Origin of the sequence: Kribbella sandramycini (genome assembly GCF_013131805.1) — a bacterium.
GTDB classification, from domain to species: Bacteria; Actinomycetota; Actinomycetes; order Propionibacteriales; family Kribbellaceae; genus Kribbella; species Kribbella sandramycini.
In genome coordinates, this window is sequence record NZ_JABJRC010000001.1 from 59,784 (window position 1) to 71,573 (window position 11,790).

The 11,790-nt window shown below is 70.7% G+C and carries 12 protein-coding genes; 2 read left to right on the top strand and 10 right to left on the bottom strand.

Translation table 11 applies throughout. From position 1 onward, the window contains the following. Positions 1-4: 4 nt before the first annotated feature. The 7 genes from trpA to hisI all read right to left on the bottom strand — a co-directional run bounded on the left by trpA (position 5) and on the right by hisI (position 5,605). Positions 5-832 (bottom strand): tryptophan synthase subunit alpha, encoded by an 828-nt coding sequence (trpA, locus tag HPO96_RS00210; protein ID WP_171669942.1) that lies wholly within the window; start codon positions 830-832, stop codon positions 5-7. Then, complete coding sequence (trpB, locus tag HPO96_RS00215) at positions 825-2,039, bottom strand: tryptophan synthase subunit beta (RefSeq protein WP_171669943.1); 1,215 nt, start codon at positions 2,037-2,039, stop codon at positions 825-827. Before trpB ends, trpA begins: the two co-directional genes overlap by 8 nt. Positions 2,040-2,114: 75 nt before the next feature. Then, complete coding sequence (gene trpC, locus HPO96_RS00220; protein WP_171669948.1) at positions 2,115-2,921, bottom strand: indole-3-glycerol phosphate synthase TrpC; 807 nt, start codon at positions 2,919-2,921, stop codon at positions 2,115-2,117. Between the two features lie 14 nt (positions 2,922-2,935). Further along, complete coding sequence (locus HPO96_RS00225; RefSeq protein WP_171669950.1) at positions 2,936-3,190, bottom strand: HGxxPAAW family protein; 255 nt, start codon at positions 3,188-3,190, stop codon at positions 2,936-2,938. A 56-nt stretch (positions 3,191-3,246) separates the two neighbouring features. Further along, positions 3,247-3,789 carry a Trp biosynthesis-associated membrane protein gene (locus HPO96_RS00230; protein ID WP_171669952.1) on the bottom strand — a complete coding sequence of 181 codons (543 nt, stop codon included), beginning with the start codon at positions 3,787-3,789 and terminating at the stop codon, positions 3,247-3,249. Beyond that, the gene (locus HPO96_RS00235; RefSeq protein ID WP_171669953.1) at positions 3,789-5,279 is read right to left on the bottom strand and encodes an anthranilate synthase component I; all 1,491 of its coding nucleotides are present in this window, start codon (positions 5,277-5,279) and stop codon (positions 3,789-3,791) included. Before HPO96_RS00235 ends, HPO96_RS00230 begins: the two co-directional genes overlap by 1 nt. Next, positions 5,276-5,605 carry a phosphoribosyl-AMP cyclohydrolase gene (hisI, locus tag HPO96_RS00240; protein ID WP_171669955.1) on the bottom strand — a complete coding sequence of 110 codons (330 nt, stop codon included), beginning with the start codon at positions 5,603-5,605 and terminating at the stop codon, positions 5,276-5,278. Before hisI ends, HPO96_RS00235 begins: the two co-directional genes overlap by 4 nt. 58 nt (positions 5,606-5,663) lie before the next feature. Between hisI and HPO96_RS00245 the strand changes: the two genes are divergently transcribed. After that, on the top strand, positions 5,664-6,743 hold the full coding sequence (locus HPO96_RS00245; protein WP_171669957.1) for a dipeptidase: 1,080 nt from the start codon (positions 5,664-5,666) through the stop codon (positions 6,741-6,743). On the opposite strand, the gene HPO96_RS00250 is transcribed toward HPO96_RS00245, so the two are convergent. Continuing rightward, positions 6,740-7,606, bottom strand: a complete 867-nt coding sequence (locus tag HPO96_RS00250; RefSeq protein WP_171669959.1) for a GNAT family N-acetyltransferase — start codon at positions 7,604-7,606, stop codon at positions 6,740-6,742. The two genes, HPO96_RS00245 and HPO96_RS00250, sit on opposite strands and share 4 nt — an antisense overlap. 120 nt (positions 7,607-7,726) lie before the next feature. On the opposite strand from HPO96_RS00250, the gene HPO96_RS00255 reads away from it, so the two are divergent. Then, positions 7,727-8,038 (top strand): Fe-S cluster assembly protein HesB, encoded by a 312-nt coding sequence (locus HPO96_RS00255; RefSeq protein ID WP_171669961.1) that lies wholly within the window; start codon positions 7,727-7,729, stop codon positions 8,036-8,038. 117 nt (positions 8,039-8,155) lie between these two features. On the opposite strand, the gene HPO96_RS00260 is transcribed toward HPO96_RS00255, so the two are convergent. Both HPO96_RS00260 and HPO96_RS00265 read right to left on the bottom strand, forming a co-directional pair. Further along, on the bottom strand, positions 8,156-9,952 hold the full coding sequence (locus HPO96_RS00260) for an ABC transporter ATP-binding protein (protein ID WP_171669962.1): 1,797 nt from the start codon (positions 9,950-9,952) through the stop codon (positions 8,156-8,158). Beyond that, entirely contained in the window at positions 9,949-11,742 is a 1,794-nt protein-coding gene (locus tag HPO96_RS00265) for an ABC transporter ATP-binding protein (protein WP_337796446.1), read from the bottom strand. The genes HPO96_RS00260 and HPO96_RS00265 overlap by 4 nt, the downstream gene beginning before the upstream one ends. Positions 11,743-11,790: the final 48 nt, after the last annotated feature.

The window sequence follows — 11,790 nt, forward strand, 5'->3', positions numbered from 1 at the left end:
AGACTCAACGCCCCGCGGCCGCTGAGGGTTCCCGCCGGACGCCCTCGGCCAGGCTTTCCGTGAGCGAGCGCACACCGGCCGGACCGTTGCCGTCGAGCAACTGCTTCACCAGCGCCGACCCGACGATCACCGCGTCGGTGAAGGTCGCCAGCGCCGCCGCCTGATCGGCGTTCGAGACGCCGATCCCGACCCCGACCGGCAGCCCGGTGGTGGCCTTCGTCCGCGCGACCAGCGGCGCGGCCAGATCCGAGGCGGCCTCCCGGACGCCGGTGACGCCCATCACGGCGGTCGCGTAGACGAAGCCGCGGCAGGCGGCCGTCGTCATCCGGATCCGCTCGTCGGTGGACGACGGCGAGACCAGGAAGACCTTGTCCAGCTCGTTCTTGTCCGCGGCGGCGGCCCACTCGGCGCCCTCGTCCGGGATCAGGTCGGGGGTGATCAGCCCCGCTCCCCCGGCGCCGGCGAAATCGGCGGCCCACCGGTCCACGCCGTAGCGCTCGATCGGGTTCCAGTACGTCATCACGAGCACCGGGACGTCGGCGTACGCCGTGATCGCCTCGACCGTGCGCAGCACGTCCCTGACCCGGAAACCGCCGGCCAGCGCGGCCTCGGCGGCCCGCTGGATCGCCGGGCCGTCCATCACCGGATCGCTGTACGGCAGGCCGATCTCGAGGACGTCGCAGCCGCCGTCGACGAGCGCCTTGATCGCGTCGATCCCGCCCTCGTAGGACGGGTACCCGGCCGGCAGGTAGCCGACCAGCCCGGCCCGCCCCGCCGCGTTCGCCTTCCGGATCGCGGCCCCGGCCTTGCCCAGGGCAACCACTTCACTCACGACCGGCCTCCGGGGCGTCGATCAGGTGGAACCACGTGCTCGCGGTGTCCATGTCCTTGTCACCGCGACCGGACAGGTTCACCAGGATGGTGGCGTCCGGGCCCAGCTCCTTGGCGATCTCCAGCGCGCCCGCCACCGCGTGCGCCGACTCGATCGCCGGGATGATGCCCTCGGTGCGCGAGAGCAGCTTGAAGGCCTCCATCGCGTCGGCGTCCGACACCGGCCGGTACGCCGCCCGCTTGGTCTCGGCCAGCCAGGAGTGCTCGGGGCCGACGCCCGGGTAGTCCAGCCCGGCGGAGATCGAGTGCGACTCGATGGTCTGGCCGTCCTCGTCCTGCAGCAGGTAGGACCGGGCGCCGTGCAGAACGCCGATCTGGCCGGCGCTGATGGTGGCCGCGTGCCGGCCGGTCTCGAAACCGTCGCCGCCCGGCTCGATGCCGTAGAGCTTGACCTCCTCGTCGGGGACGAAGGCCGCGAACAGGCCGATCGCGTTCGACCCGCCGCCGACGGCCGCGACCGCGGCGTCCGGCAGTTTGCCGAGCAGCTCCAGCGACTGGGCGCGGGCCTCGTCGCCGATCCCGCGGACGAAGTCGCGGACCATCGCCGGGAACGGGTGCGCGCCGGCCGCCGTCCCGAGCAGGTAGTGGGTCTTGTCGACGCTGGCGACCCAGTCCCGGAGCGCCTCGTTGATCGCGTCCTTCAGCGTCCGGCTGCCGCTGGTCACCGGGACGACCTCGGCGCCGAGCAGCTTCATCCGGGCCACGTTCAGCGCCTGGCGCTGGGTGTCGACCTCACCCATGTAGACCACGCATTCGAGGTCCAGGTAGGCGCAGGCCGTCGCCGTCGCGACGCCGTGCTGGCCGGCGCCGGTCTCGGCGATCACCCGCGGCTTGCCCATCCGCTTGGTCAGCAGCGCCTGGCCGAGCGCGTTGCGGACCTTGTGCGCGCCGGTGTGGTTGAGATCCTCGCGTTTGAGCAGGATGCGGGCCCCGGCCACCTCGGACAGCCGGGTCGCGTCGTACAGCAGGCTCGGGACGCCGGCCCACTCCCGCAGCATCCGGTCGAACTCACCGGTGAACCCGGGATCGGCCATCGCGCTCTGCCACGCCTGGGTGAGCTCGTCGAGGGGCGCGATCAGCGCCTCCGGCATGAACCTGCCGCCGAAACGGCCGAAATGCCCGAGCTGGTCGGGCAGCACAGTACTCATCCGACTAAACCTTCCAGACCTGGCCCACGGCCAGGGAGAGATTCTGCCCCTGGCCGTTTGGACCGGTCGGGGAGGTCAGTGCCGCTGCTGGATGGCGGGGTGCGATCCGGCGGCGACGAGATCGGCGACCGAGGCGCGCGGATCGCGGCCGGTCACCAGGGTTTCTCCGACGAGGACGACATCGGCCCCGGCGCGCGCGAACTCGATTACATCATGCGGGCCCCGGACGCCGGACTCCGCCACCCGGACGAGCTCGGTCGGGATCGTCGGCGCGACCCGCGCGAACGTGTCCCGGTCGACCTCGAGGGTCTTCAGGTTGCGGTTGTTCACGCCGATCAGCTGAGCGCCGGCGTCCACCGCACGCCGGGTCTCCTCCTCGTCGTGGACCTCGACCAGCGGGCACAGGCCGATCGAGTGCGCGCGCTCGATCAGCGAGACCAGGGCCTCCTGCTCCAGCGCGGCCACGATCAGCAGCACCATGTCGGCGCCGGCCGCGCGGGCCTCCCACAGCTGGTACGACGAGACGACGAAGTCCTTGCGCAGGACCGGCACGTCGACGCGGCCGCGGACGGCGCGCAGGTCGTCCAGGCTGCCGTTGAACCGGCGCTGCTCGGTGAGCACCGAGATCGCCGCGGCGCCGCCGCCCTCGTACTCCCCGGCCAGCGCGGCCGGGTCGGTGATCTCGGCCAGCTCGCCCTTGGAGGGGCTGGACCGCTTCACCTCGGCGATGATCGCGATCCCGTCGCCGCGGAAGACCGGCATCGGGTCCTTGGCGTCGGGTTTGCGCTGCGCCTCGAGTTTCAGGTCGTCCAGGCTGACGAGGGCCTGGCGCTCCGCGAGGTCCTCGCGAACCCCGGCGAGAATGTCGTCAAGCACTGTCATGTTCTGTCCGCTCCTCAGTGATCGCCGTCGGCGGGGACGCCGAAGCCCAGCAACTGCAGCACCTTGCCGGCCAGCGTGCCGACCACGACGATCCCGACCGAGACCCAGAACAGCCACCACAGCGGCCCGAGCACCATCGCGATGGCGCCGACGGTGAAGCCGACCAGGATGATCGCCACCGCGGTCCACGCCGCGACGCTGTTGCCGTGCGAGTCGTGAGCCTCCTCGCTCACGTGCGCGCCGGTTTGCTCAGCCGTCGTATTGTTCATGGTTGCCGCCACTCCTCGTCGTCGTCCTGTCCTATTGTGGCGGTTGCCCGCCGCGATCAGAGAGTCGGGTCCTGTCCCGCGTCGATCGCCTTCCACTGATCGGCCTCACGATCAGCTGTGCTCACGGTCGTTTCACGCTCGTACCGAGCGGTAGCGCGTTGCCAGCGGTGTGCGGTGAGCGCCGTGAGCGCACCGGCTGCGAGCAGCGCCACTCCCCCGGCCAGCGCGAACCAGGGCGCCGGGCCCACGCCCAGCACGACCCGATCCGTCACCGCCTGGCTCAGCTCCGGCCGGAGCCGGCTCAGCTCCTCCACACTCGGGCGGACCTGCAGCGCGACGCCGATCGCCGCCGCGCCGAGCAGCGCGACCAGACCGCCGATCACGCGCCGCAGCGCCGTACCGGCCAGCTTGGTGACAATCACTGCGACCACCGCGGCCAACGCGAGCGTCACCGGCGCTCTGGTCATGCTGTGGCCGTTGAACTCCACCACTGCCCGGCCACCACCAGGGTCAGCTGTCGCCCACGTCAGATACGCCGAAAGGCCCAGCAGCACCAACGCCGCCAGGGCGAGCAGGTCGACGAGTCGTTGTGGGCGCATCAGACCTCGCTGAACGTTCCGGCGACGGCGATCGCGTTGAGGACGGCGGCGGCCTTCGTACGGCACTCGGCGTCCTCGGCGGCCGGATCGGAGTCGGCGACGATGCCGGCGCCGGCCTGGACGTACGCCGTGGCGCCGCGCAGCACCGCGGTGCGGATCGCGATCGCGGTGTCGGCGTCCCCGGCGAAGTCGAGATAGCCGACGACGCCGCCGTACACACCGCGCCGCGTCACCTCGAGTTTGTCGATGATCTCCATCGCGCGCGGCTTCGGGGCGCCCGACAGCGTGCCGGCCGGGAAGGCCGCGGTCAGCGCGTCGAAGGCGGTCTTGCCGGCGGCCAGCCGGCCGGTGACGGTCGACTCCAGGTGCATGACGTGGCTGTAGCGCCGCACGCTCATGAAGTCGATCACCTCGACCGTGCCCGGGGCGCAGACCTTGCCGACGTCGTTGCGGCCGAGGTCGACGAGCATCAGATGCTCGGCGCGCTCCTTGGCGTCGGCGCGCAACTCCTCCTCCAGGGCGTGGTCCTCCTCGGGGGTGGCGCCGCGGCGGCGGGTGCCGGCGATCGGGTGCAGGATCACCTTGTTGTCGGTGACCTTGACCAGCGCCTCCGGGCTGGAACCGACGATGTCGAACCCGTCGAGCCGGACCAGGTACATGTACGGGCTCGGGTTGGACCGGCGGAGCACCCGGTAGATGTCGAGCGCGGACGCCGTGGTCTGCAGCTCGAACCGCTGTGAGACGACGATCTGGAACGCCTCGCCGGCCCGGATCTCCTCCTTGGCGGTCTCCACCGCGGTGCGGTACTCCGCGCTGGAGCGCTGCCGGTGCGGGTCGGGCTGGGCGTCGCGATCCGCGCGGACGACATACGACGGCGTCGGACGCGCGAGATCGGCCTCCATCGCGTCGAGCCGGCGGACGGCGTCGGCGTACGCGTCGTCGACGCGCTCGTCGGTGTCGTCCCAGTTGATCGCGTTCGCGATCAGCCAGATCTCACCGGTCTCGTGGTCGAGGGCAGCCAAGTCGGTGGCGAACAGGAACGTCAGCTCGGGCAGGCCGAGGTCGTCGGTCGTTGTGTCCGGCAACCGCTCCAGCCGGCGGACGGCGTCGTACCCGAGGAAGCCGACCATGCCGCCGGTCAGCGGCGGGAGCCCCGGCAGCCGCGGCGTGTGCAGGATCTCGAGCGTCTCGCGCAGCGCGGTCAGCGGGTCGCCGGCAGCCGGCAGGCCGACCGGCGGGTTACCCGTCCAGACGGCCTGGCCGTCGCGCTCGGTCAGTGTCGCGGCCGAGCGGACGCCGATGAACGAGTACCGCGACCAGACGCCGCCGTTCTCCGCGGACTCGAGCAGGAACGTGCCCTCGCGCTCGGCGGCCAGCTTGCCGTAGACGCCGATCGGCGTCTCGGCGTCGGCCAGCAGCCGCCGGGTGACGGGGATGACGCGGCGGTCCTTCGCGTAGTCGCGGAAGGTCTCCAGGTCGGGGGTGTTCACGCCTTCACCTCGATCGTTCCGTGCTCGAAGCAGCTGCGGGTGCCGGTGTGACAGGCCGGCCCCTCCTGGTCGACGAGGACGAGCAGGGTGTCGGCGTCACAGTCGACGAGGATGTCCTTCACGTGCTGGCGGTGACCGCTGGTCTCGCCCTTGACCCAGTACTCCTGGCGGCTGCGCGACCAGAACGTGCTCCGGCCGGTCTCCGCCGTCCGGCGGACCGCCTCGGCGTTCATCCAGCCCACCATCAGCACCTCGCGCGTGTCGTACTGCTGCACCACCGCCGGGATCAGCCCGGCCGCGTCGAAGGTCAGCTCGTCGATACTCACTCACCTATTGTCACCGATCCCCCGGACAGTCTTGACCACCCCCTGACAGGATGGACGGATGCACCCGGTGATCGACGGACACAACGACCTGCCCATCGCGTTCTACGAGCTGTGCGAGTACGACCTGGACGCGTACGACCTGAGCGGCTCGGTGCCGCAACTGCACACGGATCTGCCCCGGCTACGGCAGGGGAACGTCGGTGCGCAGTTCTGGTCGCTGTGGGTGCCGCAGGACGAGCATGCCGTCCGCCGTACCTTCGAACAGCTCGATTTCGTCCGGCGGTTCGTAGAACGCTTCCCGGACGCGCTGCAGCTCGCCACGACCGCGGACGAGGTGGAAGCCGCGATGAAGGCCGGCCGGGTCGCTTCGCTGATGGGCATGGAGGGCGGCCACTCGATCGGCGAGTCCCTCGGCGTACTGCGGGTGATGCGGGCGCTCGGCGTCCGCTATATGACGCTGACGCACAACAACAACGTCTCCTGGGCGGACTCGGCGACCGACGAGCCGGTGCTGGGCGGGCTGAACGACTTCGGCGAAGCGGTCGTCCGGGAAATGAACCGGATCGGAATGCTCGTCGACCTGTCACATGTCTCGGCCGACACGATGCGGCACGCGCTGCGGGTCAGCACGTCGCCGGTGATCTTCAGCCACTCGTCGGCCCGCGCCGTCTGCGACGTCCCGCGCAACGTCCCGGACGACGTCCTCACCACGCTGGCCGCCAACGACGGCGTCTGCATGGTCACCTTCGTTCCGTACTTCGTTTCCCAGGCGTGCGCCGACTGGGCCGCGGGAGCGCTCGAAGTCGCGAAGGCCAACGGCCTCGACCCGCATTCGCCCGCCGACCAGGCCAAGGTCGCCGAGCTCTACGGCACGCCCGAGCCGGTCGCCTCGCTGGCCGATGTGGTCGCGCACGTCGAGCATGTCCGCGAGGTGGCCGGGATCGACCACATCGGGATCGGCGGCGACTACGACGGCGTCCCCGCGCTGCCCGCGGAGCTGCCCGACGTGTCGTCGTACCCGGTGCTGTTCGAGGCCCTGGCCGGGCGCGGCTGGAGCGGCCAGGACCTCGCGAAGCTTGCTAACGGCAACATTCTCCGGGTGCTCCGGGCCGCCGACGACGTGGCGGCCGCGGTCTAGGCTTCGCGGACCAGGTCGCGGGTCTCGGGCTGCCGGACGAAACCGGCGGACTCGTACGTGGCGACCGCGCCGACGTTGGACGCCGGGGTGTAGGTGAAGGCGGTCGACGCGCCGAGCTCGCGCAGGGTGCGCGCGGCGGCGAGCGTGATCGCCCGGCCGTAGCCCCGGCCGCGGTGGATCCGGTGCACGCCCATCGGCTCCAGGTAGCCCGGCTTGCCGGCGCCGGCGAACCAGACGGTGACGGCCGCGACCGACTCACCGAGCTCGTTGCGGCCGAGCAGGCAGCGGGCATCGGCGTACAACGGGCCATCGGCCATGGTGAACCAGCGGTCGTCGGTGAAGGTCGAGCCGGCGAACGACTCGCGCTGGACGAGCGCCCGCTCGTGGGCCTCCTCGGTACCGACCAGGTCGACCCGCAGGCCCGGGTCCTCGACCGGATCGGTCAGATCACGGCGCACCGGCACCCAAGGCGCGTCGAGCTGCCAGCCTTCGGCGGCGAGCCGCTCTTTGAGCAGTGAGCCGTTCGGAGACTCCAGGTAGACCTTGCCGGCCGGCAGCAAGCCACGCTCCGGCTGGGTGAGGTCTGTGACGAGCTGCTGGGTCAGCTCCTCGTCGCGTAGCGCATCCGGCGCCAGGGCGACGCGCAGCATGTCCACCTCATCCAGCAGGCCGACTGCCAGGACTACGCCGTCGCGGCTCCAGACCCGCGTCGAGGCTGCGGTCTTCTCGGCGCCGAAGCGCCAGAACCAGCCCAGGTCGCCGGGGTGCAGCTGGTGCGGGCTGCCGTCGGTCTGCCAGTCGCGCAGCGCGTCGATCGCGCTGCTCAGCCCGTCGACCGTGGGTGTCGCCAACTCGAGTGCCATTCCCCAATCCCACACCATGGCGGCGGTCGGATGCACACGACTTTCCGGTGCGGGTGTTTGGCCTGCGGATCATCGGGCACGGGGCGGAGACAACATTGTTGTCGAGAGGTTGGAGCGGTTGTGCTTACCCTGACTGAGAACGCGACTCTGGTGATCAAGAGCATCACGGGGGTCGAAGGCGCGCCGGAGGGGGCCGGGGTGCGGATCTCGCAGGAGAACCCGGCGGATCCGGCATTGGCGGTCACCACCACCGAGGCGCCGCGTCCGGGCGACCAGGTGGTGGAGGAGGCCGGTGCGCGCGTCTTCCTCGAGCAGAACGCGGCGAACGCGCTGGACGACAAGATTCTGGACGCCGCGGTGGACGACAAGGGCGGTGTGGAGTTCCTGCTGGTCCCGCAGCCGGGAGCCAACGGCACTGTCCCGACACCCTGAGCCGGGTACCTCGGCACCGACCTGACTGCGGTGTCGCGCGTACCTGATCCGGGCGCGGCCGGTTCGACCCTCCCAGGGACCGGCCGCGCCCCGGTACGTCTACGGGGCCGCTATTGATCAGAGGGCGCTGCGCTGGGCGATCCAGCTCTGGTGCAGCCGCGAGTACACACCGCCGGCGGCGACCAGCTCGGCGTGCGGCCCGCGCTCGACGATCTCGCCGTTGTCGAAGACCAGCACCTCGTCGGCCGCTTCGGCGGTGGAGAGCCGGTGCGCGATGGTGACCGACGTCCGGCCGGTCATCAGCCGCTCCAGCGCCGCATTGACGCGTACTTCGGTGCCAGGATCGACAGCCGAGGTCGCTTCGTCCAGAACGAGCAGATCGGGGTCGGCGATGTTGGCACGCGCCAGCGCGACCAGCTGACGCTCGCCCGCCGACAGGGACTCACCACGCTGCCCGACTGGCGAGTTCAGCCCGTCGGGCAAGGACTCCAGCCAGTCCGTCAGCCCCAGCGACTCGAAGGCTGCCAGCAGCTCGGCGTCCGTCACCTCCGGCCGGCCGAACCGGACGTTCTCCGCGAGGGAGGCGTCGAACAGGTAGCCGTCCTGCGGGACCATCACCACTCGCTCGCGCAGCGACGCGAAGGAGATCTCCCGCGCGTCTACGCCGTCCAGCAGCACCGCACCGGACGTCGGATCCATCAGCCGGGTCAGCAGCTTCGCGAACGTCGTCTTCCCCGAGCCTGTCTCCCCCACGACGGCCACCCGCCGATGCGGCTGCAGCTGGACGTCGACGTCCCGCAACACCAGATCGCCGTCCGGATAGGCAAAGTCGACGTCCGCGAACTCGACCGTGATCGGCCCGCGCGCCTGGGTGACACCGGACTCGCCTGGGTCGACGACGTCGGCCGGGGTCGCGATCACGCCGAGCACCCGCCGCCAGCCGGCGAAGGCGCTCTGCGCGTCGGTGAGCACCTGCGTCGCGATCTGCACCGGATCCGAGAACAGGGCGACCAGGAACATGAAGGCGAGGATCTCACCGAGCGTCGCCTGCCCGTCCACGCCGAGCAGGACGCCGGCCGTCAGCACGCCCGCGTTGGCCAGACCGGCCGCCAGACCGCCGATCGAGAACGTGATACCGGTCAGCGTCTGCGCGCTGGTCGCCGTCCGCCGGTAGTCGTCGACCGAGCCGTCGATGCGGGCCTGGGTACGCCCCTCGATCGAGTAGGCGCGGACGACCTGGGCACCGACGACGGGCTCCGCGATCGCGGACAGCATCTCGCCGACCTTCGACCGCACGACGCCGTACGCGTCGGACATCCGGCGCTGTAGCGCCCGCAGGCTGGCGAACAGCGGCAGGAAGCAGATCAGCACGACCAGCGCGAGCTGCCACGAGTAGACGAACATGACCACGGTCGCCAGCAGCATCTGCCCGATGCTGACCAGGAAGATGAACCCACCGAACTGCAGGAACTGCGAAACCGTATCGACGTCGGAGGTCACCCGGCTGACCAGTGCGCCACGCCGCTCGGTGCTCTGCGTCAGCACTGGCAGGTCGTGCACATGCCGGAACGCCTTCAGCCGCATGGTCGCCAGACCGCGCTCGGAGTTGACCGCCAGCCGCACTGTGGTCAGGTATGACGCTCCGGCCGTCACCAGGATGCCGGCGGCACAGACCGCGCACATCCAGGCGACGAACGACATGTCCGGCCCGCCTGGCCCGGACAGGCCCTTGTCGATCGTCTGCTGGACAGCGATCGGGATGACGATCCGCCCGCCGGTCATGGTCAGCGCTAGCAGCGCAGTAACCAACCAGCCCTGCGCCAGCTCGGGCGAGATGCGCAGCCCTTGCCGCAGCGTCGCCAGCCCACCGGCGTCGTCGCCGTGGTCGAGCCGCGTCGCCTCACCGGCACTCATGCGCTCACCTCGTCCAGATCCTCTTCCTGACGCCGCTCGGCGTCCTTCTCGTAGGCGTCGACCAGATCGCGGTACGCGGCCGACGTCTCCTGCAGCTCGGTGTGGGTGCCCTGTGCGGTGATGCGGCCCTCGTCGAGGAACAGCACCTCGTCAGCGAGTGAGATGGTCGCTTTGCGGTAGGCGATCACCAGCACGGTCGTCGCGGCCCCGGCGTCCTCGTGGACGACGGCGCGCAGCCCGGCCAGGATGCGGGCCTCGACTTGTGGGTCGACCGCGCTGGTGGCGTCGTCCAGGATCAGCAGCCGCGGCCGGCGTACCAGTGCGCGGGCCAGCGCGATCCGCTGCCGCTGCCCACCGGAGAGGGTCGTGCCGCGCTCGCCGACCTTGGTGTCGAGCCCCTCCGGCAGCGCCTTGACGAAACCGTCGCCCTGCGCGATCCGCAGCGCCTCCCAGATGTCGTCGTCGGTGTAGTCGCCGCCCAGCGTGATGTTGCCGCGAATGCTGTCGTCGAACAGGAACGCCGTCTGCGCGACCAGCGCGACCGAACCGGCCAGCTCACCTCGCGCCAGCTCGCGGAGGTCGGTTCCGTCGATCTGGACCGAGCCCTCCTCCGGGTCGACCAGCCGGGTCAGCAGCGTGGTCATCGTCGACTTCCCCGCGCCGGTCGGGCCGACGACTGCCACCGTCCGGCCTGGTTCGACAGCGAAGTCCATGCCGTTCAGCACGTCGCGACCGGGCAGGTACCCGAAGCGGAGGCCGGAAACATCCAGCCGGGCCGCAGCGGTCGTGGTGAGCCGCTGCTCGCCGTACTCCATCCCGCCGTCGGCCGTCAGCACGCGCTGCACCCGGTCCCAGCCGACGACCGAGCGCGGCAGCTCACCAAGCACCCAGCCGAGCGCCCGGATCGGGAAGCCGATCAGAGTGAACAGGAACGCCACCTGGACGACATCACCGGCATCGGCAGCGCCGGACCGCACTCGGCCGACACCGACGAGCAGAACGATCAGCACACCGACCCGCGGCAACGCATCGATCACCGGGTCGAACATGCCGCGCGCCTTGTTCACGGCGATGTTCGCATCTCGCAGCGCGTACGTCGGCGCCCGGAAGCGCTCCGTCTCGGCAGCCTCGCGGCCGAGAGTCTTCACGACCAGCGCGCCGTCGAACGACTCGTGCGCGACCTCGGAGACATCTGCACGGAGCTGCTGCGCGCGGGTGGCCAGCGGCTGCAGGATGCGCTGGAAGATCACATTGGCGACGAAGACGAGCGGAAAGACCAGACAGCCGACCAGCGCGAGCCAGACATCGGCCATGAACATCGCGACCGTCGCGAACGCCAGCATGGCCAGAACGCCGATGGCCATCGGGAGCGGCGCGATCACGAACCAGATCGACTCGACGTCGGCGTTCGCGTTGGAAAGCAGCTGACCGGTCGGATGCTGGTGGTGCCACTCCAGCGGGAGCTTCTGGTACTGCCGGGTGACGCGCCGCCGGTACGTCGCCTGTAGGCGGAACTGCATGACGCCGGCGCCGATCCGGCGGCCGATGACGCCGATGGCGCGCAGGATCGCGATGCCGAGGAACAGCGACACCAGCGCCGCGATCGCGCCGAAGGTGGTGTCACCGCGCTCCAGCGCCGGGCGGATGACGTGATCGGTGGCCCAGCCGAGCGCCCAGCCGTCCGCGACCGTCATCGCGCCGTACAGCATGCTGGCGGCCACCGAGAGCGCGAACACCCACGGCTCCTCCCAGACGGCGACCCGCAGGACCGCGAACCCGCGCCGGGTCACGCTCCCTTTGTCAGGGACTTTCGGGACGGGCAAGACACGCTCCAGGTC